The organism is Brachybacterium horti, from assembly GCF_054777615.1.
The window spans coordinates 261552-284911 of the sequence record NZ_BAAHAM010000004.1; the positions used below are offsets into that span (position 1 = coordinate 261552).

Here is a 23360-nt window from a genome sequence, read left to right on the forward strand (position 1 = left end):
GCCGCCGCGCCGGCTCAGCCCGCGGCGGTCCCGGAGCTGCTGCCGGAGCCGGTCGCCGCCCCACCCTGGGTGCTGCCGCTGCTCGAGCTGCCGGAGGAGCTGGATCCGCTCGAGGAGCTCGACCCGCTGCTGCTCGAGCCGGAGCGGCTGGAACCGCTGTCGGTCGAGCTCGACGAGCCGGAGTCCCCGGAGCTCGAGCCGCTGTCCGTGCTCGAGCTGTCGGTGCTCGAGGAGTCGGAGCTCGAGTCGCCCGTACCGGAACCGTCCGTGCTCGTGGAGCCCGAGCTCGAGCCGTCCGTGTCGGTGTCGCCCGTGCTCGAGGAGCCCGAGCTCGAGCCGTCGGTCGAGGAACCCGAGCCCGAGCCGTCGGTGCCCGTGCCGTCCGTGGTGGACGTGTCCGTGCTCGTGGAGTCCTCACCGGTCCCGTCGGTGCTCGTCCCGTCGGTGGTCGTGCTGTCGTCATCGGTGCCGCTCGAGTCGTCCGTGCCGCCGGAGTCGTCGCTGCTCGTGCGGGACTGCACGGCGTCACTCCCGGTCACCGAGCGCTGGATCTCGCCGGTCCCCGGGGAGAGCTCGACACCGATCGCCCGCTGCACGCCGAAGACGGCGGCGAGACCGATCAGCCCCATGGCGAGGGTGGTCGCGGCGATCGTCGTCCAGCGCCGGCGCGGCGATCGGGCCGCGGCGCGGCCGTCACCCTCGAGGGGGCGACCGTCAGCGTCGAGCGCGGCGAGCCCGTCCTCGGCGCTGCGCACGGCGAGCCCGTCCTCGGTGCCGTCCGCCACGACGGTCGCACCACCGTCGGCCGCCGCCTGTGCATCCGCCCCGCGCTTCCGCCGCCGCCCCCGCAGGGTCGTCACCCGCTGGACGGTCTTCAGCGCGGCGGCGCTGCGCTTGACGAAGTCCGTGTAGATCGCGACGGCCCCGGCGGAGATCACGGAGGTGAGCGCGGCGCCGATGACGGTGCCGGCCACGCCGAGGTGCCCGCCGATCACGGAGGCGGTGGCCGCGGCAGCACCGCCCGCGAGCAGGCTCGTCGGCGAGAGGCTCCGCAGCGCCGAGTCGCGCTCCTTGCCGTCGCCGCCGTCGGGCGCGGGTGTCCCGCCCGTCCCGTTCCCGGGAGGCGGGCCGCTCGGCCACGCACCGGTGGCGTGGTCGGTCCCGGCCCGTGCCGCGTCCCCTTGCCCGACGACCACCACGGCGGGCGGCCGGGCGGACTCGGAACTCGCGGCGGGCGACGTCTGGTGATGCACGGAAGAGGACATGGCACCACCGTGGAACGCTTCCGTCAGCGTTCCCCAGAGCCTTCCTCAGAGAACCCTGAAAGCCTCACGATCAGCTCCTTGACCTGCGCCGATGCAGACGACGAGCACCGTCACAGGCGGAACGTCCACACGGTCCGCGCCGGCTCCGCACGAGCGCTCCACCTCCCACGCACGGCACCTCCGCGGCGCCTCCGCATCGGCACCCGTCGACCCGTCCACGACGGTCCGACTCAAGGGGCGGCACAGGGGCCGGAGGGGGCGCCGACCGGGCCGACCCACTCGCTGCGCCCGGCCACCCCACCGACAACGGGACCTCTTCGTACGGGTCGGCCCCTCAGGGCGGGGACCCGTACGAAGAGGTCCCGTAAGCCGAGAGCCCCGGCCGCCTCAGAGGCCACGGGACGTCCTCGCGCAGAGGTGCCCCTCAGGGCGGGGACCTGCGCGATGACGTCCCGTGCCTTCAGCGGCCCCGCCGCGCCCCGCCGCCCACCGGCTGCGGCCCGGCCCCACGCCGCGCCGCTCAGCAGCAGCGGGCGCCGGGGTTCGCGTCCTGCTCGGCGTACTTCGCGCGCCAGAACGCGCGCTCGGAGAGCGGCGGGTGGGTGCAGCCGGTGATGCGGTGGTGGTGGAGGTATCGGTCGTAGGCGTCGGAGCCGAGGACCCCGCGGGCGAACCGTCGGACCTCCCGCAGCGCCGCGACCAGCCCGGCGCCCCGGGACGGGGCGGCATCCGTCGGCCCGGGTGCGCCCGGCACGGTCGACCCGGCTCCCGCCGCGCCCCCGGCCCCGCTCATCAGTGGCCTCCGCCGGCGAGGTCCTTCTCCGGGTGCTCGGCGAGGTACGCCTTCCACTGCCCGCCGAGCTCCTTCTCCGCGGGCGTCGGCACCATGCCGGAGGGGGCGAAGTACTCGGACTCCACGTACGGCGCCTCCGTGTCCAGCAGGTTCACTCCGCGCAGGGCCTGGAGGGTGCGCCACAGGGACACGATCAGCACGATGATCGTGCACACCACGAACAGGATCGAGAGGGAGCCCTGCACGGCGGTGTTGAAGACGACGGCCTGCATGTCCTCGGCCGTCTTGGCGAGGCCCAGCTCGGTCTTCCCGGCTGCGAGGGCGTCGCGGTAGGCCATGTGGTTCGCCCAGTAGCCGACCTTCGGATCGGCGGAGAAGATCTTCTGGAACGAGCCGGTGATCGTGACGACCGCGGTGAACAGCAGCGGCACGGCGATCACGAGCAGGGAGCGGCGCCGGCCCTTGCGGGCGAAGACGACGAGGCAGATCGACAGGGCGATCGCGGCGAGCAGCTGGTTGGCGATGCCGAACAGCGGGAACAGCGTGTTGATGCCGCCCAGCGGGTCGAGCACACCCATCATCAGGATCGATCCCCAGCCGGCGACCATGATCGCCGTGGTGAGCCAGGCGCCGAGCCGCCACGAGTGGTCGCGGAAGCGCTTGTTGATGCCGCCCAGGGCGTCGGAGAGCATGAAGCGGGCGACGCGGGTGCCGGCGTCGACGCTGGTGAGGATGAACAGCGCCTCGAACATGATGGCGAAGTGGTACCAGAACGCCATCATGCCGGGGCCGCCGATCAGGCGGTGCATGATCCCGGCGAGGCCCACGGCGAGGGTGGGGGCGCCGCCGGTGCGGGAGACGATCGACTCCTCCCCCACCTGCTTCGCGGTCTCCTCGAGGGTCGCGGGGTCGAGGTTCACGCCCATGAGGCCCAGGGAGTTGACGAACTGGGCGGCGCCCTCGACGGTGCCGCCGGTCGCGGCCGCGGAGGAGTTCATCGCGAAGTAGATGCCGCGGTCGATGGAGACGGCGGCGACGAGCGCCATGATCGCGACGAAGGACTCCATGAGCATGCCGCCGTACCCGATCATCCGGGTCTGCGACTCCTTCTCCACGAGCTTCGGGGTGGTGCCGGAGGCGATCATCGCGTGGAAGCCGGAGAGGGCGCCGCAGGCGATGGTGACGAAGAGGAAGGGGAACAGGGCGCCGGTGAAGACGGGGCCGTCAGTGCGGGAGGCGAACTCGGAGATCGCGGGGGTGTCGATCTGCGGGCGCACCAGGACGATCGCCGCGGCGAGCATGACGATCGTGCCGATCTTCATGAAGGTGGAGAGGTAGTCGCGGGGCGCGAGCAGCACCCACACGGGCAGCACGGCGGCGAGGAAGCCGTAGACGATGATCGCCGCGGCGAGCACCGGGCGGTCCAGGTGGAAGATGGCCTGGCCCCAGTCGCTCTCGGCGACCCAGCGGCCGGAGACGATCGCGGCGAGCAGCAGCACGACGCCGATCATGGAGACCTCGAAGACCTTGCCGGGCCGGAGGTAGCGCAGGTAGATGCCCATGAACACGGCGATCGGGATGGTGAGGCCCACGGAGTAGACGCCCCAGGCGCTCTCGCCCAGGGAGTTCACGACCACCATCGCGAGGATCGCGACGATGATCAGCATGATCGTGAGGGTCGCGATGAACGCGGCGATGCCGCCGACGATCCCCAGCTCGTCCCGGGCCATCTGGCCCAGCGAGCGTCCGTGGCGGCGCATGGAGATGACGAGGACGAGGAAGTCCTGGACGGCGCCCGCAAGGATGACGCCGACGATGATCCAGATGGTGCCGGGGAGGTAGCCCATCTGGGCGGCGAGCACGGGTCCCACGAGGGGGCCGGCGCCGGCGATCGCGGCGAAGTGGTGGCCGAAGAGGATCCGGCGGTCGGTGGGGACGTAGTCCTTGCCGTCGTACGAGGTCTCGGCGGGTGTGGCGCGGGTGTCGTCGGGCCGCACGAGCTTGTCCTGGATGAACTTCGCATAGAAGCGGTAGGCCACGAGGTAGGTGGCGACGGCGGCGAAGACGAACCAGATGGCGTTGACGGCCTCGCCGCGGGCGAGGGCGAGCATGAGCCAGCCGAGTGCGCCGGCGAGGGAGATGGCGACCCACAGGGCGATCTTCGGCGGGGTCCAGCGGCGCTCCTCGCGGCGCGCGGCGGGGTCCACGGCGGCGGGCGGCGGGGTGGCGGTGGCCGTGGCGCCCGGGGAGGGTGCGGCGTCCGGCGGCGGGCCGGCGTGCGAGGAGGGGCCGGGGGAAGCGGGGGACAAGGGGGACCTCCTGGGGTCGTCGTCGACCGGCCGCCGGGGATCGCGGCCGCCCACAGGCTAACCCGCGCAGGTCGTCCGACGCCGCTCTACCACCCCGACCCCGTCCGTGTCTCCCGTTCGCCGCCGGCGCCTCTCCCCTGTGGGCGAACACGGTGGTAGCGTGGCCGCCCGGCGGTCCCCACCGCCGCCCCGCGGCCGACGCAACAGCGCGTCCCGAGCCCGGGGCACTCCCCCATTCCTTCCCTCGAAAGCAGTCCCCATGGTCGACGTCCGCCTGGACGCGCAGTGGATCGATTACGCGATCATCGCGCTCTACTTCGTCTTCGTCCTCGGTGTGGGATGGTTCGCCAAGCGCGGCGTCTCCAACTCCATCGAGTTCTTCCTCTCCGGCCGCTCGCTGCCCGCCTGGGTCACCGGCCTCGCCTTCATCTCCGCGAACCTCGGTGCGGTGGAGATCATGGGCATGTCCGCGACGGGCGCCCAGTACGGCCTGCCCACCATGCACTACTTCTGGGTCGGCGCGATCCCGGCGATGCTGTTCCTGGGCGTCGTGATGATGCCGTTCTACTACGGCTCCAAGGTGCGCTCGGTCCCCGAGTTCATGCGCATGCGCTTCGGCACCGGCGCCCACCTCGTGAACTCGATCAGCTTCGCCGTGGCGCAGCTGCTCATCGCGGGCGTGAACCTGTCGCTGCTCGCGACGATCGTGAACCGCCTGCTGGGCTGGCCGATGTGGGTGGGGCTCATCCTCGCCGCGGCCTTCGTGCTCTTCTACATCACCGTCGGCGGGCTCTCCGCCGCGATCTACAACGAGGTGCTGCAGTTCTTCGTGATCGTCGCGGCGCTGCTGCCGCTGACCCTGATCGGCCTGCACCGCGTGGGCGGCTGGAAGGGCCTGACGGAGAAGGTCGCCGGCAATGGCATGCTCGGCTCCTCGGAGCTGCACACCTGGCCGGGCGAGCAGCTCTCCGGCTTCGACAGTCCGATCCTCTCGGTCGTCGGCATCGTGTTCGGCCTGGGCTTCGTGCTCTCCTTCGGGTACTGGACGACGAACTTCGTCGAGGTCCAGCGCGCGATGGCCAGCAAGTCGATCACCGCCGCGCGGATGACGCCGATCCTCGGCGCGTTCCCGAAGATGTTCATCCCCTTCATCGTCATCATCCCGGGCATGATCGCCGGCGTGCTGGTCACGGACCTCGCGCAGTTCAAGCAGATGGACTACGCGAAGGACGCCGCGGGCGCCGCCGCCACGGGCGTCACCTACAACGACGCGCTCCTGCTGCTCATGCGGGACGTGCTCCCCAACGGTCTGCTGGGCGTCGCGATCGCGGGCCTGCTCGCCGCGTTCATGGCCGGCATGGCCGCGAACATCTCGGCGTTCAACACGGTGGTCAGCTACGACCTCTACCAGCAGTACGTGAAGAAGGACGCGCCGGACGCCCACTACATCAAGGTGGGCCGTGTCGCGACGCTGGTGGCCTGCATCGTCGCGATCTTCACGGCGCTCATCGCCGGGCAGTTCTCGAACCTCATGGACTACCTGCAGACCCTCTTCGGGTTCTTCAACGCGCCGCTCTTCGCGACGTTCATCCTCGGCATGTTCTGGAAGCGGATGACGCCGACGGCCGGTTGGGCGGGCCTCGTGGCGGGCACGCTCTCCGCGATCGTGCTGTGGTCGAGCTCGACCTTCTTCGAGGTCTTCACGCTGCCCGGCCAGGGCCTCGCGTTCCTCTCCGCGGCGACCGCCTTCGTGGTGGACATCGTGGTCTCGGTGATCGTCACCCAGTTCACGACGCCGAAGCCGGCGCACGAGCTCAAGGGCCTCGTCTACTCCGAGACCCCGCGCGCCGACCTCGTGGACCCGGACGAGAAGGCGCTGCCGTTCTTCCGCCGTCCGGTGCCGATGGCCGGGATCGCCCTGGTGCTCGTCATCGCCCTCAACGTCGTCTTCGCGTGACCGCGGACCAAGGAGAACCTGACATGAACTCGCACAAGGACACGAGCCCCGCGGCCGACGCCGCCGCGGCCGACGGCTCGACGGCCGACGTCCCCGGCGACGCGACGGTCCAGACCGCCGGCGCCTTCGACATCCGCAACTTCATCGGCTCCCTCGTGGGCATCTTCGGTGTGGTGCTGGTGCTCATGGGGCTGTTCGCCTTCGATCCCGCGGAGTCCGCGAAGACCGACGGCATGAACGCCAACCTCTGGGCCGGGATCGGCATGGCCGTCGTCGGCGCCGCCTTCCTGCTGTGGGCGAAGCTCGAGCCGATCCGGATCGTGGTCCGGGAGAACGAGCCGGGCGCCGAGGACAAGAAGGACATCGCGGCCCTCTGACGCTCGCCCCACCGCGACACCCGTCCCACCGCCGCGCGGCCCCGCTCCCCTCTCCGGGAGCGGGGCCGCGCTCGTCGGGCCCGGTGCGGGCCTTCCCCACGGTCCACCGCGCGGGCCGTCGCGGGTGCAGGATGGAGGCGTCCGCCCGATCCCGTCCCGGAGGAGAGCACCGTGACCACCGCCGTCAGCCCCGCCCGCATCGCCGAGCTCCTCGAGCGCACGCCGCGCAGCTCCTTCGTGGACGGCGCGTTCCTGGGCGGCACGCCCGCGCTGGACGTCATCGACCCCGCGACCGGCCGCCCCCTCACCCAGGTCGTCGACGCCGACGCCCCCACGGTGGGCCTGCGCGCCCTCGACGCCGCGGCCGCCGCCCAGGAGGAGTGGGCCGCGACCACGTCCCGCGAGCGCGCCGAGATCCTGCAGCGCGCCTACACGCTGTGCCACGAGCGGGCGGAGGACCTCGCCCTGCTCATGACCCTCGAGATGGGCAAGCCGCTCGCGGAGGCCCGCGGCGAGGTCGTCTACGGGGCGGAGTTCCTGCGCTGGTTCGCGGAGGAGGCCGTGCGAGCGGGCGGTGAGTTCCGCCGGGCGCCCGCCGCGGACCACGCGATCCTCACGACCGTCCGGCCCGTCGGCCCCGTCCTCGCGATCACGCCGTGGAACTTCCCGCTCTCGATGGGCACCCGCAAGATCGCCCCGGCCCTCGCGGCCGGGTGCACCGTCGTGCTCAAGCCCGCCTCGCTCACACCGCTCACGAGCCTTGCGCTGATCCAGATCCTCGCCGACGCCGGCGTGCCCCGCGGTGTCGTGAACGCCGTGGTCACCTCGGACTCGACGGGCCTCTCGAGCACGCTCATGGCGGATCCGCGCCTGCGCAAGGTCTCCTTCACGGGCTCCACGGGCGTGGGCCGCACCCTGCTGGGCCAGGCGGCGGAGCACGTGCTGAAGGCGTCGATGGAGCTGGGTGGGAACGCCCCCTTCCTCGTGCTGCCCTCCGCGGATCCCGCGGCGGCGCTCGAGGCGGCTGTGCCCGCGAAGTTCCGCAACAACGGCGAGGCCTGCACGGCCGCGAACCGCTTCTACGTGCACGCCTCGGTGGCGGAGGAGTTCACCGCGGGCCTCGCCGAGCGGACGAAGGCCCTGCAGGTGGGGCCGGGGATCGCGGAGGGCACGACGATGGGCCCGATGATCGAGGAGAAGGCGCTCGAGAAGATCGAGGAGCTCGTCGCCGACGCCGTGGACCGCGGCGCGAAGGTCCTCGCGGGCGGCCGACGCCCCACCCCGGAGGAGCTGCCGGAGGGCTGCGAGGGCGGCTACTACTATCTGCCGACCGTCCTCGCGGACGTCCCGCTCGAGGCGCGCGTGCACCGCGAGGAGATCTTCGGTCCGGTCGCCCCGATCACCGTGATGGACGACGTCGACGAGATGGTCCGTGCCGCGAACCGCACCGAGTTCGGGCTCATGAGCTACGTCGCCGGCTCCGACCTCGCCGAGGTCACCTCGGTCGCGGGCCGCATCGAGTCCGGCATGGTCGCCGTGAACCTCGGCGTCGCCTCCGATGCCGCCGCCCCCTTCGGCGGGGTGAAGGAGTCGGGGCTGGGCCGCGAGGGCTCCCACGAGGGGCTCGACGAGTACCTCGAGAAGACCTACGTGCGCCTGCCCCTGTGACGCCGGCGGACGCGCCCGTCAGGCTCCGCCGCTGCTCCCCCGCCGACGTGCCTCGCCTCGCCGCGATGCGTCGTGCACGGGAGCGGTGGATGGAGCGTCGGGGCGTGGTGCAGTGGGCGGTCGGCTCGCTCGACGACGCCACGATCCATGCCGAGGTGGGCCGCGCCGAGTGGCACGCCCTCGACGCCGGTGGGCCGACGGGGCCCGGCGCGTTCGAGGCCGCGGTGCGCCTGGTCGACGCGGACCCGCTGTTCTGGGGCGAGCACGAGCGCGCCGCGGACCCCGCGCTCTACGCGCACGGGCTCATGACCGATCCGGCCGCCTCCGGCCGCGGCCTGGGCGCACTGGTGCTCGACCTCGCCGAGGCGGAGGCCGAGCGTCGGTCCCGACGACTGCTGCGCCTGGACTGCGCGCCGCATCTCCTCCCCTACTACCTGCCGCTCGGCTTCACCGAGGTGGGCGCGAAGGACTTCCCGACCTTCCGCACCGTCCTGCTGGAGCGCCCCGCCGGCGCGATCCGCGCCGGTTGACGTGCCAGGACCCCCGGGCACGGTCGAGCATCGGTGCCGGTGCCGGTGCCGGTGCCCGTGCCCGTGCCCGTGCCTGTGCCTGTGCCTGTGCCGGGACGCTCCAGAGATGGCTTGAAAATGAGCCAAGGGCCCGGGGCCAGGGCTATGGCTCAAAAATCGACCACGCCTGGAGCGCCACGACCACACACCTGCCGACCCCGGGCGACCCGGTGATCCGCAGGCGCGCCGACACCGAGCGCTCGGCTCCCGACCTGCATAGACTCGCGGGATGGGGACCACGATCTATCTGACCGGCGAGGCCAAGGCGCCGAGCAACAATCCGATCACGACGCAGTGGGGTTTGTTCTTCGTGGGCCTCGTCGTCGATACTGAGACCCACGTCATACGAGCTGCGGACTGCTCCGCCACCCTCCCGCTGACGATCGAGTTCGTGCGGGAGCTCCTGGTGGGGCGCTCCCTCCTCGACGACGACGCCCTGGTGGGAACCATCACCGACAGGTACCACGGCTCCTCGCAGCGGGCGCTCGCCGCCTCCGTGCGCAGCGCAGCAGCGAAGTACCGCGACTTGGCGGCCGGCTCCTCCGCCTGACCACAACCGCATATCCGCTCCGTCCGCCCGGGACCTCACCGAACCGGAACCCGTCGGAAGCATCCGCAGCGCGCCCTCGCGGCGCCCTGAGCGATGCTTCCGATTTTTTTGTCCCCGGAACCGGTCGGAGCCCTTCCCCCTCTGAGGAGTCCCCGTGATCACCGACGGCCTGCTCATGCTCGGCGTCCTGCTCGGACTGTCGTGCGTGCTCATCGTCCTGGAACGCACCACCGGCTGGAAGCTGTTCAAGTACGTCCCCGGCATGGTGCTGATGTACCTGCTGTGCGCGACCCTCAATTCGATCGGCGTGTTCGGTCAGGACGAGGCGACCCGCGCCCCCATCACCGAGGTCAAGAACGTCCTGCTGCCGGCGATGATCTTCCTGTTCCTCTTCGGCTGCGACCTGCGCAAGATCATCAAGCTGGGCCCCAAGCTCCTGCTGACGATGTTCGTCGCCTCCGCGTCCCTGTTCATCGGCATGGTGCTCGTGTACGCCCTGTTCCAGGGCGCGCTGCACCCCGAGGCGTGGAAGGTGCTCGGCGCGCTGCTGGCCTCCTGGACCGGCGGCAGCGCCAACATGGTCGCCGTGCAGGACATCCTGCAGGCGCCCGAGAACATCTTCGGCTACGCCCTGATCACCGACACGATCATGTACTCGGTGTGGCTCATGCTCATGTTCGCCTCGGTCGCGATCTCGCCGCGCTTCAACCGCTGGACGAAGGCGAACACCGCCTACCTCGACGTGCACGCGGGCGCCGCGGAGGAGGAGAAGAAGCCGATCACCGGCACCTCCCTCGCGATCGTCGCCTTCGGCGCCATCTTCGTCTCGACGCTCTCGATCTGGATCGGCGGCCTGCTGCCGGAGTTCGGTGCGGTCGTCAACGGCACCACCTGGTCGATCCTCATCGTCTCCGTGCTGGGCCTCGTCGTGGCGCTCACCCCGCTCGGCACCACGGCCGGCGCGAGCGAGATCGCGAGCCTCATGCTGTTCGTGGTGATCGGCCAGATCGCCTCGGGCTCGGACTTCTCCGCGATCACCGAGGCGCCGCTGTACCTCCTCATGGGCGCCCTCGTGCTCGTCGTGCACATCGTGATCATGCTGGCCTACGCGAAGATCGCGAAGGTCGAGCTGTTCTCCCTCGCCGTCGCCTCGACGGCGAACATCGGCGGCATCGCCTCCGCGCCGGTCGTGGCGAGCGCCTTCAACCGGCAGCTGGTGCCCGTGGGCGTGCTGTTCGCGCTGATCGGCTCGTTCATCGGCACCTTCGTGGGGCTCATCGCGGCGCAGGTGATGTCCGCGCTGTGAGCATCGACGACCGCTCCCCCGCCGCTCCCCTGCACGTGGTGGCGGTGCGCGCGCACCGCCACCGCTCCCCGCTGCTGCGCCCCTTCGTCACCGCCGCCCGCCGCACCGACTCGGTCGCCTTCGTCGTCGCGGAGGTGGAGCTCGACGGCGGCGTCGTCGGCCAGGGCTCCGCGGCGGAGACCGTCGCGGTCACGGGCGAGTCCGCCGCCACGATCCACGAGGCGCTCACGGGCCCGCTCGGCGCAGCCCTCACCGGGGCCCGCGGCACCCTGCCGGAGCTCGCCGCGCGGATCGCCGGCGCCCTCCCCGGGGCCACGAGCGCGAAGGCCGCGCTCGACGTCGCCCTGCACGACGCGGCCGCCCGTGCCGCCGAGGTCCCGCTCGTAAAGCTGCTGGGCGGCTCCACGGGGGGCGAGCTGCTCAACGACATGACCGTCTCCCTCGAGGAGCCGGAGGTCATGGCGCGGCGCGCCCGCGAGGCCGTGGACAGCGGCGAGCAGATCCTCAAGATCAAGCTGGGCCGCGACCCGGAGGAGGACCGTCGGCGGCTCGACGCGGTCCTCGAGGCGGCTCCCGGGGTGCGCCTGCGCCTGGACGCGAACCAGGGCTGGAGCCCCGAGGAGGCGATCCGCATCCTCACCGGGCTCGAGGCGGACGCCCTGCCGATCGACCTCGTCGAGCAGCCGGTCCCGGCCGCCGACGTCGACGGCCTCGCCCGGGTGCGGGCCGCGGTGGGTCTGCCGATCATGGCCGACGAGGCCGTGTGGACCGCGGCCGACGCGCGCCGTCTCGTCGACGCGGGCGCCGCGGACCTCCTCAACATCAAGCTCGCGAAGACGGGCGGGGTCCGGGAGGCGCTCGCCATCGCCGACGTCGCCCAGGAAGCGGGCCTGACCTGCATGATCGGCGCGATGATGGAGCCGCGGATCTCGATCACAGCGGCCGCGCACCTCGCCGTCGCGCATCCGGCGATCACGCTCATCGACCTCGACCCGCCCGCCTGGTTCGCCTCGCCCCTGCCCGCGGGCGGCTACGTCCAGGACGGTGCTCGTCTCCGCCTGCTGGGCGGCCCCGGGCTGGGCCTCGACCTCCTGGACCCGTCGAGCGATCCTGACAGGGGTGAGCACTGACCTCCTCCCCGCAGGACCTGGAACCCGGACCTCATCCCGATCCCCGTCGCGGCGGACCCCCGCCGCGGCCCCACCGGAAGGACCTCTCATGTCCCGGAACGACAGCACTCCCCGCAGCATCCGTCCCCTGACCGGCGCCGACGCCGGCTTCTCCCGCCGTGCCGGTCTGCGCGCCGCCGCGCTCGGCGCCGCGGGCCTCGGCGCGGCCGGCCTCGCGACCGCCGCCGGTGCCTCGAGCGCCCTCGCGGCCCCGTCGGCCGTCGCAGGCCCGTCGGCCGCCCCCACCCGCGCTCCCCGCGCCGGGGAGGAGGCCGTCGTCGCGGTCTCCGCGACCACGCTCTGGGTCGAGCCGCGCACGAACCGGCCCGGCATCGACGACCCGTCGCTCACGAACCCCGTGGATCTCGACGCGTGGAACGCGAACATGCAGGACACGGAGACGCGGCGCTGGCTCACCGGCGAGCTCGAGTCCCAGGCGGTGCTCGGCAGCCGCGTGATCGTCGACGAGGTCGACGGCGACTGGGCGCACGTGGTCGTCAGCGCGCAGCCCACCCCGCGCGACGAGCGCGGCTACCCCGGCTGGGTGCCGCTCGCGCAGCTCGTCTCCGATGACGGTTTCCTCGAGCGGGCGGCGACCGCGCCGACGGCGACCGTGACCGCGCTGACCAGCCGCCTCACCGGCACCCCGTCGGGCAACCACCCGGGGATCCCCGTCTCCTTCGACACGGTCCTGCCGGTGCTGAGGCGCACCGCGAAGGCCGTGCAGGTCGCCGTCCCCGGCGGCGAGCCCGCCTACCTCCCCGCGGCCGACGTCGTGGTCCGTGAGCCGGGCGAGACGCCGCCGCTGCCCACGGCCGACGAGGTCATCGCGACCGGTGAGCGGTTCCTGGGCCTGCGCTACCTGTGGGCGGGCGTGAGCGCGTGGGGCTTCGACTGCTCCGGGTTCACGTACACGCTCTTCCACCACCACGGCATCACCCTGAACCGCGATGCCGGCCCGCAGATGAAGGACTCGGGCCTCGAGGAGGTCGCCCGCGAGGATCTTCAGCGCGGTGACCTGGTCTTCTTCCTGACGGAGCCGGGGGCGACCTCGATCCGCCACGTCGCCATGTACGTGGGCGACGGGATGATCATGCAGGCGCCGAACGCGTCCCGCAGCGTCGAGATCATGTCCCTCGAGGAGTACGACACGGACGGCGAGTACGCGGGCGCGCGACGCGTCCCGCTCGCCGGCTGACCCGGGGCAGGGACGCACGGGGCCCGCGGCCGGTCATCGACCGTCCGCGGGCCCCGTCGCCGTTCAGGCCGGCGCGAGCACGGCGGGCGGCAGCAGCTCCCGCGCCGCCGCGACGATCCGTGCATCGGCCTCGTCCTGCGGCAGCCCGGCGGTGAGCACGGCGAGCACGCGCCGCTCGGGCGAGCCCGCCTCGCCGATCACGGCGACGTCGTGGCGGTAGCCCTCCACCCATCCGGTCTTCGAGCCGGCGTCCACGCCGTCCCGCAGCACGGTGGTGATCACGCGGATCCGCTGGGCGCGCAGGGCGTCGAGAGCGAGCGTGCGCGCGGCGTCCCCGAGCAGGTCGGGGTCCCCGGCGAGGGCGTGCACGGTGCGGGCGAGGTCCCGGGCGGAGGTCTCGTTCGTGGCGCCCGCCGTGATCGCGGATGCGTCCCCGATGAGCCGCTCCACGAGGGTCGCCGTGAGGCCCAGGCGAGCGATGGTGCCGGCGACCGCGGCGAGGCCCTGTTCCGGGGGTGCGCCGACGCCGCCGCCGAGCAGGGCCACGGTGTGGTCCGTCGCCTCGTTGCTCGAGCGGTCGATCATCCGCACGAGCAGCTCGCGCACCGCGATCGGCGCCCCCTCGGCCGGGTGCGTGGGGTCGAGGTGGTCGCCGCCCAGGGTGAAGGGGCGGCCGTCGGCGCCGACGAAACTGCGCGTCGCGGGGACCTCGGCGTCGAGGTCGAGTGCGCCGCCCTGCGCCGCCTGCAGCGCGGCGAGCAGGACGTGCAGCTTGATCGTGCTCGCCGCGTAGAAGGGACGATCCGCGTCCTGCTCGTGCAGCACACGGCCCGCCCCGTCCAGCAGGCACACGGCCACATGCTCCTCGGTGCTCGCGGCGGCGGTGGGCAGGGGCTCGGCGCTCATGCCTCGACCCTACGGCCGACGGCATCGCGCCCGCTCACGGCGCCGAGAGCTGCACGGTCCGGGTCGTGCCGTCCTCGAGCGTGAGCGTGGCCTCCGGGGTCGGGTGGGGGTCGCCGTCATCGGTGATCGGCCACCAGGACAGGAACAGCCCGTCGTCGATGCTGGCCTCGACCGGCCCGGCCGAGGTCTCCAGGACCATGCTCTCCACCTGGTCGCCCACGTGGCCGGCGACGGCGGTGTGCCCGGAGGGCTGCCATCCGTTCTGCGCCTCGGCGGAGGAGAAGGCGGTGTCCACGAAGACGGCGATCGCCCCGTCGCCCGGCACCTCCGCCGCCGCGGGCGGCTCGACGGCCGAAGTTGTCCCTCCGACGGGCTCCTGTCCCGGCACGAGCGTGGCCAGGCAGAGCAGCTCGTTCCCGTCGCCGTCCTCGCCGATCGCGAGCGTGGTGTCGCCTCGCTGCTCCTGCGCCCGCAGTCGCGGCTCGACCGGACCGGTCTCGGGGTTCGGCGTGCCCCACCAGGTGAGGCACTGCTGGGCGCCGGCGCTGTCCGGGGCGGCCGGTGACCCGGCGGCGGTCCAGGAGGCGGCGGCGGTGGTGGGTCGCAGCACCCCCAGCCCGGCGGCGGCGCCGACGCCGAAGACGCCCGCGACGACGGCGGCGAGGGCGAACCGGCGCACGCGCCTCCCCCCACGTGGCGGCACGGCGGCAAGGACGCGCCGGGGCGTCGTCCGGGGCGTGGCGAGGATGCTCTCGAGGTCCGCCCGGGCACGCTGCGGTCGAGCGGCGGGTGGGGCGGGATCGAGGCTGCGGGCGGCGGCGTCGAGATCGGCGGTCTTCATGAGGCGGGCTCCTGGGCGGCAGGACGACGGGCGGCGACGGGGAGCGAGTCCCTCCTAGGCGGTGACGGGGCGGGGCGCGCCTCCATCGAGGCGCGGAGCCGGCGGCGCGCGCGGGACAGGCGCAGCCGGAACGCGACCGCGCTGATCCCGAGGACCTCGGCGGCCTGGGCCGAGGTGAGGCCGTCGAGCACCGCGAGGGAGAGGACCTCCTGCTCGGCGGGGGCGAGGGAGTTCCATGCCGTTGCGAGGTCGATCCGCAGCACGGCGGAGTCGTCCTCGTCGTCGACGATCCCTCGCGCGGAGCCGCTGTCCACGAGTCGCACCGCGAGCGCGTCTCGGCGGCTCCCGGCGCGACGCGAGTTCGCCATGATCCCGCGCGCGATGCCGAACACCCAGGCACGTGCGTCGCCGTGGTCGGCGGGCAGGTCATCGAGCCGGCGCCAGGCGACGAGGAACGCCTCGGCCGTGACGTCCTCCGCACCGTCCTCGAGGCGACGGCGGACGAATCGCAGCACCTCGTCGTACGCGTCCTCGAAGAGCGCGACGAATCGCTGCTGGTCCTCGGAGCCCTGTGGTGTCGTCACGTCCCGTTCCTGTCCGGCATCCCGCCGGGTGTGTCACCGAGCCGATCGGCAGGCTTCACCGCTCACCATCGGAAGCGCGCACCGGCGAAGAGATGGCACCCCAGGGAGCATGCCGGTCGGGTCATGCTCCCTGGGGTGCCATCGGTATGGCCGAGGGCCGCTCAGCGCTCGCGGCGCAGCGGGTCGTCCTCGGTGAAGGGCTCGTCCTCGAAGGCGTCGACGTCCTCGTCGTCGCCGTCGAGCTCGGCGACCTCGCGGGGGTCCTCGCCCTCGGCGACCATCTCGTCGCCGTCGCGATTGCCCTGCTCCGCGGCGGCGACGTCCTCCTCGCCGAGCTCGACGGGGAAGTCCGCGGCGGAGTCGGTGCGCTCCTCGGCGTCCCGCTCGCGCTCGAGCTCGAGGATCGCGTCGGCGTCCTGGACCCCGTCGGGGCCGGTGAAGTCGCGGTCGACCTCGGGGCGGTCCTCGCCGCCGTCGGTGGTGACCTCGTCGTACGGGTTCTCGCTCATCTGATCCTCCTGGTTCTCGGTGCTGCGGATGCTGCGGGCGGTGGCCTCGGCTCAGGCGCCCTGGTGGCCGCCGAACTCGCTCGGGTTCGGGCCCTGGCGGCCGTCCTCGCCCTTGTGCAGGGCGCTGATCTGCGCGATCTCGTCCTCGGTGAGCTCCACGTCGAGGGAGGCGAGGTTCTGGGCGATGCGCTCCGGGGTGACGGACTTCGGGATGACGACGTTCCCGAGCGCGAGGTTCCAGGCGAGGATCACCTGGGCGGGGCTCACCTCGCGCGCCTGGGCGATCGCGCCGATCACCGGGTCCTCGAGCTCGCCGCCGCCCTGACCGAGCGGCGACCAGGACTCGGTGACGATGCCCTTGCTCCTGTGCAGCTCACGCAGCTCGGGCTGGGTGAAGTAGGGGTGCAGCTCGATCTGGTTGAGGACGGGCAGCACGCCGGTCTCCGCCTCGAGCTTCTCGAGGTCCTCGGCGCGGAAGTTGGAGACGCCGATCGAGCGGATGCGGCCCTGCTCGTGGAGCTCGACGAAGGCCTTCCAGGTCTCCACGGCGAGGCCCTTGCCGGGCGCGGGCCAATGGATGAGGTAGAGGTCCAGCTCGTCGAGGCCCAGATCCGCCATGGTCGCGTCGAAGGAGCGCAGGGTCGCGTCGCGGCCCTGGTCCTGGTTGGGGCACTTCGAGGTCACGAAGATGTCGTCGCGCGCCAGCGAGGAGGCGGCGAGGGCGCGGCCCACGCCCTGCTCGTTGTTGTAGCCGCGGGCGGTGTCGATGTGGCGGAACCCGGTCTCGAGGGCGATGCCCACCACCTCGGCGGCCTCGTCGTTCCCCACCTGCCACACGCCGAAGCCGAGCTGCGGGATGGAGCGGCCGTCGTGGAAGTCGATGCGCGGCGTCGTGGTCATGGGGGTGTCCTCCGTGAACGTCGATGGTGATCAGCAGGTACGGGATCCACCCTAGCCACGCCGGAGGGAACGCTCCCAGGAATCTCCGACCGTCCGGTCCTCAGGGGGCGGTGGGTCCGATGCCGACGGGCCGGCTGCTGGGATCGTCCTGCAGCCAGGCCCCCAGCTCCCGGGGGCGCACGTCGAACTCGTGGAGCCGGTCGATCGGCAGCCACACCGAGCCCACCTGGCCGGGATCGGGATCGGTGCCCAGCCCCGGCTCCTCCCCCTCCGCGAGGCCGCACCAGTAGGCGACGTTGACCTGGTGGAACGGCGGGATCGGGGCGCCGTCGACGAGTCGCCGGCCCAGCTGCACCTCGTACACACAGGCCACCTGGAAGACGTCGACGTCGGCGCCGATCTCCTCGCGGCACTCGCGCCGCAGCGCCTGCTCCTGGGTCTCGCCGTGCTCCTGGCCGCCGCCGGGCGGCCCGTACAGCTCCTCGCCGTCGGTGGTGAGGACCTGGTTCATGAGGACGTGGCCGTCGCGGACCACGAGCGCCTTCACGCCCAGGCGCGGTGAGCTCATGCGTCCTCCTCCCCGGCGAGCAGGCGCGAGGCGCGCCCGGCGAGGTCGGTGTCGTCGGCCGCGTCGAGCAGCCGGGTCACCTGCGCCTCGTCCCGCAGCACCGCCATGAGGTGCTGGAGGGCGCGCAGGTGGGCGCGGGCGTCGGTGAGCAGCGGCATGGCGATCAGCCGCACCGGCAGGCGGCGCACCTGCCCGTCCTCGCCCGTGCCGCCGCCCATCTCGCCGAAGCCGACGGGCTCGGCGAGGGTCGCGATCGCGAGGCCGGGGCGGTGCACGTACTCCGGGTCGGCGTGCGGGATGGCGGTGGGCAGCGGGGTGGGCAGGCCCGTGGGGTAGCTGCGCTCCCGCTCGAGCAGCGCGGCGGGGAAGCCCTCGGCGACGGAGCCCTCGTCCAGCAGGTGCGCGGCGAGGGTGCGCAGGGCGTCCTCGGCGTCCGCGGCGCGCAGGCCGCTGAGGGCGAGGACGATGTCGAGCTCCCCCTCGAGCACGGGGGGTTCCGGTCGCGGTTCGGTGGGCGGCATCGCTCTCCCTCGTCTGGCCTCGGGCGGTGCCCTGATTCTGGCACCATCGGCGCCGCGACGGGGAGCCCTGCGTACTCTGGGCCCGTCCCCGCCGCGCCGATCCCCTGGAGCCCCGATGCCCGCGCCCCGTGACACCGCCGTCGTCGTCCGGGCGGCGCGCCTCTACTACGAGCTGGGCCGCTCGCAGACGGAGGTCGCGGAGGAGCTGGGGCTGTCCCGCTCGAACGTCTCCCGCATCCTCACGCAGGCCCGGGACCGCGGGATCGTCGAGATCACGATCCACGACCCGGACGGCCCGCCCCGCCGTGACGAGACGCTCGAGGCGGCGCTGCGCTCCGCGTTCTCCCTGCGAGAGGTGCACGTGGTCTCCGCACCCCGCACCCCGGGGATCGACGCGGTGGCCCGCGAGGGCGCGGCGCTGCTCTCCCTGCGGGCGCCGCAGGTGGGGAGCATCGGCGTCTCCTGGGGGCAGACGGTCCAGAGCGTCGTCGCGGCGCTCGAGTCGCTGCACCTGCGGCCGGCCCCGCGGGTGCTGCCGCTCGTGGGCGGGCACAGCGCCCTGGACCAGCTCGACGCGGGCGAGTCGGTGCTGCGCACGCTCGCCTCGCGGCTCGGCGCCCGCGCGGAGACGCTCTACGCCCCGGCGGTGCTCGAATCCGCGACGGCGGTCGCGACGCTGCGCGGGGAGTCGAGCATCGGCTCGGTGCTCGAGGCGGCCGCGCAGGTGGAGCTCGCCCTCGTGGGCATCGGCTCCTCGGGCGTGCACTCCTCCCCGCACATCGTGGAGCTCATGCGCCTGGACGCCGCGGAGCGCGAGCGCTTCCTCGCCCAGCACCCCGCGGGGGACGTGTGCGGGCGCTTCGTGGACGGCGACGGGGTGCCTCTCGGCGCGCCCACGGACCAGCGGGTGCTCGCGGTGACCTTCTCCGAGCTGCTGCGGGTCCCCGAGGTGCTCGGGGTCGCGGCGGGCGCGGAGAAGGCCCCGGGCGTCATCGGTGTGCTGCGCTCCGGCGCGATCCACACGCTCGTGGTGGACACGGACCTCGCCCGGGCGATGCTCGAGCGGGCCTGACCTCCTCCTCTTCGGCGCTCAGGCGCGGCCGGCGATCGCGTCGCCGAGGCGGGCGGTGAGCGCGGCGTCCACGGGCAGGTCCACCCCGTCGAGCTGCCGGATCGGCGCGGCCAGACGGCCCGAGGAGAGCAGCCAGGCGGCATCGGCCTCCCGCACCTGCTCGATGGTCAGCAGCTCCTCGCCGCACTGGGCACCCTCGGCCCGCAGCAGGGCGAACACGCTGGCCACGCTCGTACCGGGCAGCACACCCGCGTCCACGGGGGTCGTCACCCAGCGGTCACCGAGTCGCACGAGCAGGGTCGACGTCGGCCCCTCGAGGGCGTAGCCCTCGGAGGAGACGAAGAGGACCTCCTCCGCGCCGCGCCGCTGGGCCTCGCGCAGCACGGCCATGTTCACCGCGTAGCTGAGGGTCTTGGCGCCCGCGAGCAGCCAGGGGCTCGACGCCGGCGCGGTGGTGGGCAGTCCGCGGTCCAGGGAGACGACGCTCAGCCCGGCGCGGGCGGAAGCGTAGTCGTCCGCGACGCGGGCGTGGATCCAGCAGCTGGGCACGCCGCTGCCCTCGACGCCGCGGGTGAGCGAGAGGCGCACGGTCAGCTCGGGCACCGGCGGGTGGGCGGCGACGGCCGCCTCGAGCGCGGCGCGGAGCACGTCGTGGTCGGGGCCCGCCAGGTCGATCATGGCGGCGCTGCGGGTGAGGCGGTCCAGGTGGGGGCCGACGTTCGCGAGCGTGCCGTCGAAGGCGCCGAGGGTCTCGAAGACCCCGTCGCCGCGGGTCGCGACGAAGTCGGTGACGAGGAGCTGCGCAGCCGACGGGTCCGCCTCGCGGAAGTCCGGTGCGCCGCCTGCGGCGGGACCGTAGGCGCCCTCGACGAGGATCAGCACCGGGGCGGGTGCGGCGCCCTCGGGGCGGGCCTGGTCGGTGCCGGGCTGGGCGGCGGTCGTGGACGTCATCGGTTCCTCCTGTCGGCGCGGCCGCGGGGGTGCGCGCGGCCGGGTCCAGGGTAGACCCGGCCCGGCAGGCTCAGGAGCGGCCGATCTCCGCCCCGGCACCGCCGGCCCGGGAGCTGCCCGGCCCCATGGCCTCGCCCATCATCTGCAGGATCCGCTCGAGCAGGCTCATGCCGCCCTCCTCGGTCCGGACTCCGACGTGGGAGGCGACGCTGCCGCCGCTCTGGCCGGCGCCCTCGGCGGTCCCGCCGCCGGTGCCGCCCGATGCGCCACCGCCGGACCCGCTGCCCGAGCCGCCACCATCGGCACCGCTGTCGCCCGCGCCTCCGGAGCCGGAGCCGCCACCGGACCCGCCGCCGCCGCCCGAGCCGGAGCCCCCACCGGAACCGCCGGAGGAGCCGGAGCCCCCGCCCGAGGCGCCGGATCCCTCGGACCCCGCACCCTCCTGCGAGGGCGAACCGGCGGACCCCTCCGCCGCGCCACCGCCCGCGGAGCCCGTGCCGCCGCCGGCGCCGAGCTCGTCGCCGATGCCCAGGGCGTCCCCGACCCCGAGCCCGGCCCCGAGGTCACTGCCGAGCCCGCCGCCCGCACCGGAGAGGAGCTGCGCGAGCCCCATGCCGGCGCCCACGCCCGCGAGGAAGCTCTCGAGGTCCAGGCCCTCACCGCCCGCGCCGCCCATGCCCCCGCCGAGCATGTCGCTCAGTGCGGAGCCGATGAGCCCGCCGAGCAGCCCCGCGAGCAGGCCTGACTGCCCCTCCGGGGTGTCCAGGAGTTCGCCGAGCGCCTGCTGGAGCGGGCTGCCGCGGTCGCCGAGCAGCGCGTCGAGGATCGCCGCGGGGTCGCCCGAGGCGAGGGCCTCGGAGAACGTGGCGAGCGCGTCGCCGTCGGCCCCGGAGCCCCCACCGGATCCGCCGGACGCGCCGCCGTCACCGGAGCCGGCTCCCGCGCCGCCACCGGCACCGGAACCCCCGCCGGCACCCGATCCCGCACCGCCGCCGCCCGACCCGGAGCCCCCGCCCGGGGCGTCCGGCGCCGAGGTGGCATCCTGCTCCTCCGCGTGGTGCAGCAGGCGACGGGCGTGCAGGCGCAGCTCGACCGCGCTGTCCTCGAGGCCCGCGCGCACGCTCCCGCTCCAGCGCGCGCGGAAGCGGTCCGCGTCCTCGCCCGTCCACTCGGTCCCGTCGATCGCGGAGCGCAGCTGCGCGTACAGGCCGTCCATCTCGTCGGCCCGGCGCGAGACCGTCGCACCGAAGGCGCGCAGCGCCTCCGTGTCCGCCCCGATGAAGGTGCTCATCCGTTCTCTTCCCCTGCCTCGGCCCTGGTCGTCCCCCGGTCCCGCTCACCGTAGCGGCGGTCCCCCGCCCCCGGCGATGGGGAGCACTCCCCATCGACGGGGCGCGCTGAGCACCGGCACGGCCACCCCCTCCCGGGGCATACAGTGGTCGGTCGTGACCTCCCCCAGCACGCCATGGACGCCGTGATGACGACAGAGCCACCCGCCGCCGAACGGCCCGCATCCCACCACCACGTGCCTCGATGGGCCCTGCCCGCCGCCGTCGCCGGCGGTGTGCTCGGCGCGATCCAGTCCCGGGTGAACGCGGATCTCGCCGCCGCCCTCGACGACGGCTTCGTCGCGGCGGCGATCTCCTTCGGCTCGGGGCTCGTGCTGATCCTCGTGCTGCTCGTGTTCCTGCCGCGCGTGCGCAGCCTCGCGCGGTCCTTCGTGGGGGACCTGCGCAGCGGCGCCTTCCCCTGGTACCTCGCGCTCGGCGGGCTGGGCGGAGCGACCTTCGTGCTGGGCCAGGGCCTCACGGTGGGTCTCGTGGGCGTGGCCCTGTTCATCGTGTGCGTCGTCGCGGGGCAGACGGTCACCGGGCTCGTCGTGGACCGCACGGGCCTGGGCCCCGGCGGGGTGCGGCACCTGACGCCCACCCGGCTCGTGGGCGCCCTGCTCATGGTCGCCTCGGTGGCCCTGGCGATGTCCGGCGGGATCGCGACCGACGCGACCTGGTACCTGCTCGCCCTGCCGATGGTCGCGGGCGTCGCGGTGGGCCTCCAGCAGGGGGTCAACGGCCGGGTGTCCCAGCACAGCGGCCACTTCATGGTCGCGACGCTCGGCAACTTCGTCGTCGGCACCACGGCGCTGGTCATCGCCGCGCTCGTGCACGTGGCGGTCGTGGGGGCGCCGCAGCCGCCGCCCGCGAACCCGCTGCTCTACATCGGCGGGGCGCTGGGCGTCGCCTTCATCGCCCTCGCGGCGCATCTCGCGGGTCCGCTCGGCGTGCTGACCCTCGCGATGTCCACGATCGCGGGGCAGATCATCGGCTCCGTCGTGATCGACGCGATCGCCGCGCCGGGCCATCTGACGCCGTTCACGATCGCGGGCACGGTGCTCACGCTCGTCGCCGCCGGGGTCACGGCCTCGCGGCCCCGGCGGGTCTGACGGGCGCCTCCCGGCCGACCGTCCTGCTCAGTCGGGGACGACGGCGAGCACGCGACCGCCCGCACGCCAGGCGACGTGCCAGTCCAGCGGGTCCCCGGGCAGCTCCGCGTCGATGACGGCGACGCGAGCTCCGAGCGGGGCGCCGCGCAGGTCCGCGACGGCAGTCGCGCCCTGGGGCAGCGTGGGCAGGGGGCCGGCGCCGGCGTCGGCGGCCGCGACGATCGGCAGCTCGCGGGCGGCGAGCGCGGCCTCCCGCTCCGGGTCGTCCTCCGCGCCGAGGCCGAGGACGTCGGCGAGCAGGTGCTGCTCGAGCAGCTCGCCGAGCACCTCCGCGCGCAGGGTGTCCTTGGCGGCGGCGTCCTCCCCGTGCAGCTCCACCACGCGCGCGTCGAGCTGCGCGAGGGCGGCCTCGAGCGCGTCGGCCACCTGGGTCATCCAGCCGGCGAGGTCCTCCGCGGCGAGGGTCAGGGCGAGGTCCTCGCCGATCCCGTGCACCGCACCGGGGGTCCCGGCGTCGTCGAGGGTGAGCACCACGGCCACGTCCTCCCCCTCGTACAGGGGGTAGTAGGTGGTGTGCTCGCCGAGCAGCGTGTACGGGCCCACGTCCACGCGCTCCTCGACGAGGAGGTCGAGCACACGCAACCCGCCGGCCTCGATGCCGCCGATCTCGTCGACGATCTGCTCGAGCGCGGGCGGCGGATCCGCGGCGACCTCCTCCTCGCCGGTCGCGAGGCCCGGCAGGAGGGTGACGTCCTGCGCGTGGGAGGTCGCGATCGAGCTGAGGCGGTCCACGATCGGGCGCAGGTCCCTGATGGGCAGGACGGCGGCGGGGGCGGGCCAGGACAGGTGCGAGGGGACGGGCGCGGTCATGCGCTCATCGTGGCACAGCCGCCCCCGCGATCACCCT

The 23360-nt window shown here is 73.7% G+C and carries 23 protein-coding genes; 10 read left to right on the top strand and 13 right to left on the bottom strand.

From position 1 onward, the window contains the following. Window positions 1–14: 14 nt before the first annotated feature. From ACYVAP_RS14085 to ACYVAP_RS14095, 3 genes are all read right to left on the bottom strand, one after another. Window positions 15–1265 (bottom strand): hypothetical protein, encoded by a 1251-nt coding sequence (locus ACYVAP_RS14085; RefSeq protein ID WP_498861147.1) that lies wholly within the window; start codon window positions 1263–1265, stop codon window positions 15–17. A 520-nt stretch (window positions 1266–1785) separates the two neighbouring features. Next, window positions 1786–2058, bottom strand: a complete 273-nt coding sequence (locus ACYVAP_RS14090) for a YbdD/YjiX family protein (RefSeq protein ID WP_498861148.1) — start codon at window positions 2056–2058, stop codon at window positions 1786–1788. After that, window positions 2058–4265, bottom strand: coding sequence for a carbon starvation CstA family protein (locus tag ACYVAP_RS14095; RefSeq protein WP_498861391.1), 2208 nt, complete (start codon window positions 4263–4265; stop codon window positions 2058–2060). The genes ACYVAP_RS14090 and ACYVAP_RS14095 overlap by 1 nt, the downstream gene beginning before the upstream one ends. A gap of 361 nt (window positions 4266–4626) precedes the next feature. On the opposite strand from ACYVAP_RS14095, the gene ACYVAP_RS14100 reads away from it, so the two are divergent. The 8 genes from ACYVAP_RS14100 (at window position 4627) to ACYVAP_RS14135 (ending at window position 13161) form a co-directional block, all read left to right on the top strand. Next, window positions 4627–6324, top strand: a complete 1698-nt coding sequence (locus ACYVAP_RS14100) for a sodium:solute symporter family protein (RefSeq protein WP_498861149.1) — start codon at window positions 4627–4629, stop codon at window positions 6322–6324. A gap of 23 nt (window positions 6325–6347) precedes the next feature. Beyond that, window positions 6348–6701: a hypothetical protein gene (locus tag ACYVAP_RS14105; protein WP_498861150.1), complete on the top strand. Its 354-nt coding sequence runs from the start codon at window positions 6348–6350 to the stop codon at window positions 6699–6701. Between the two features lie 171 nt (window positions 6702–6872). Further along, complete coding sequence (locus ACYVAP_RS14110) at window positions 6873–8369, top strand: NAD-dependent succinate-semialdehyde dehydrogenase (RefSeq protein WP_498861151.1); 1497 nt, start codon at window positions 6873–6875, stop codon at window positions 8367–8369. Between the two features lie 65 nt (window positions 8370–8434). Beyond that, window positions 8435–8899, top strand: coding sequence for a GNAT family N-acetyltransferase (locus ACYVAP_RS14115; RefSeq protein ID WP_343903598.1), 465 nt, complete (start codon window positions 8435–8437; stop codon window positions 8897–8899). 268 nt (window positions 8900–9167) lie between these two features. Continuing rightward, the gene (locus ACYVAP_RS14120; RefSeq protein WP_462589598.1) at window positions 9168–9488 is read left to right on the top strand and encodes a DUF3870 domain-containing protein; all 321 of its coding nucleotides are present in this window, start codon (window positions 9168–9170) and stop codon (window positions 9486–9488) included. A 154-nt stretch (window positions 9489–9642) separates the two neighbouring features. Beyond that, on the top strand, window positions 9643–10794 hold the full coding sequence (locus ACYVAP_RS14125) for a DUF819 family protein (RefSeq protein WP_498861152.1): 1152 nt from the start codon (window positions 9643–9645) through the stop codon (window positions 10792–10794). After that, on the top strand, window positions 10791–11924 hold the full coding sequence (locus ACYVAP_RS14130; protein WP_498861153.1) for a dipeptide epimerase: 1134 nt from the start codon (window positions 10791–10793) through the stop codon (window positions 11922–11924). The genes ACYVAP_RS14125 and ACYVAP_RS14130 overlap by 4 nt, the downstream gene beginning before the upstream one ends. An 88-nt stretch (window positions 11925–12012) precedes the next feature. Further along, window positions 12013–13161: a C40 family peptidase gene (locus ACYVAP_RS14135; RefSeq protein WP_498861154.1), complete on the top strand. Its 1149-nt coding sequence runs from the start codon at window positions 12013–12015 to the stop codon at window positions 13159–13161. A 63-nt stretch (window positions 13162–13224) separates the two neighbouring features. On the opposite strand, the gene ACYVAP_RS14140 is transcribed toward ACYVAP_RS14135, so the two are convergent. The 7 genes from ACYVAP_RS14140 to ACYVAP_RS14170 form a co-directional block, all read right to left on the bottom strand. Beyond that, window positions 13225–14067 carry a serine hydrolase gene (locus ACYVAP_RS14140; protein WP_498861155.1) on the bottom strand — a complete coding sequence of 281 codons (843 nt, stop codon included), beginning with the start codon at window positions 14065–14067 and terminating at the stop codon, window positions 13225–13227. A gap of 34 nt (window positions 14068–14101) precedes the next feature. After that, window positions 14102–14908, bottom strand: a complete 807-nt coding sequence (locus tag ACYVAP_RS14145; RefSeq protein WP_498861156.1) for a hypothetical protein — start codon at window positions 14906–14908, stop codon at window positions 14102–14104. Beyond that, window positions 14905–15492, bottom strand: a complete 588-nt coding sequence (locus tag ACYVAP_RS14150; protein ID WP_498861157.1) for an RNA polymerase sigma factor — start codon at window positions 15490–15492, stop codon at window positions 14905–14907. Before ACYVAP_RS14150 ends, ACYVAP_RS14145 begins: the two co-directional genes overlap by 4 nt. 161 nt (window positions 15493–15653) lie before the next feature. Continuing rightward, entirely contained in the window at window positions 15654–16001 is a 348-nt protein-coding gene (locus ACYVAP_RS14155) for a hypothetical protein (RefSeq protein WP_343903607.1), read from the bottom strand. 51 nt (window positions 16002–16052) lie between these two features. After that, on the bottom strand, window positions 16053–16901 hold the full coding sequence (locus ACYVAP_RS14160) for an aldo/keto reductase (protein WP_137769098.1): 849 nt from the start codon (window positions 16899–16901) through the stop codon (window positions 16053–16055). A 100-nt stretch (window positions 16902–17001) separates the two neighbouring features. Further along, window positions 17002–17469 carry an NUDIX domain-containing protein gene (locus ACYVAP_RS14165; RefSeq protein WP_137769099.1) on the bottom strand — a complete coding sequence of 156 codons (468 nt, stop codon included), beginning with the start codon at window positions 17467–17469 and terminating at the stop codon, window positions 17002–17004. Continuing rightward, window positions 17466–17990 carry a PTS sugar transporter subunit IIA gene (locus ACYVAP_RS14170; RefSeq protein WP_498861158.1) on the bottom strand — a complete coding sequence of 175 codons (525 nt, stop codon included), beginning with the start codon at window positions 17988–17990 and terminating at the stop codon, window positions 17466–17468. The genes ACYVAP_RS14165 and ACYVAP_RS14170 overlap by 4 nt, the downstream gene beginning before the upstream one ends. A gap of 115 nt (window positions 17991–18105) precedes the next feature. On the opposite strand from ACYVAP_RS14170, the gene ACYVAP_RS14175 reads away from it, so the two are divergent. Then, on the top strand, window positions 18106–19062 hold the full coding sequence (locus ACYVAP_RS14175) for a sugar-binding transcriptional regulator (protein ID WP_498861159.1): 957 nt from the start codon (window positions 18106–18108) through the stop codon (window positions 19060–19062). 18 nt (window positions 19063–19080) lie between these two features. On the opposite strand, the gene ACYVAP_RS14180 is transcribed toward ACYVAP_RS14175, so the two are convergent. Continuing rightward, a complete protein-coding gene (locus tag ACYVAP_RS14180; protein ID WP_498861160.1) occupies window positions 19081–20013 on the bottom strand; it encodes an aminotransferase class IV in 933 nt (310 codons plus the stop codon). A gap of 70 nt (window positions 20014–20083) precedes the next feature. Next, window positions 20084–21304, bottom strand: a complete 1221-nt coding sequence (locus tag ACYVAP_RS14185; RefSeq protein WP_498861161.1) for a WXG100 family type VII secretion target — start codon at window positions 21302–21304, stop codon at window positions 20084–20086. A gap of 186 nt (window positions 21305–21490) precedes the next feature. On the opposite strand from ACYVAP_RS14185, the gene ACYVAP_RS14190 reads away from it, so the two are divergent. Further along, the gene (locus ACYVAP_RS14190; RefSeq protein ID WP_498861162.1) at window positions 21491–22453 is read left to right on the top strand and encodes a DMT family transporter; all 963 of its coding nucleotides are present in this window, start codon (window positions 21491–21493) and stop codon (window positions 22451–22453) included. Between the two features lie 27 nt (window positions 22454–22480). Here ACYVAP_RS14190 and ACYVAP_RS14195 read toward each other — a convergent pair whose 3' ends face one another. Further along, complete coding sequence (locus ACYVAP_RS14195; RefSeq protein WP_498861163.1) at window positions 22481–23323, bottom strand: hypothetical protein; 843 nt, start codon at window positions 23321–23323, stop codon at window positions 22481–22483. Window positions 23324–23360 lie beyond the last annotated feature (37 nt).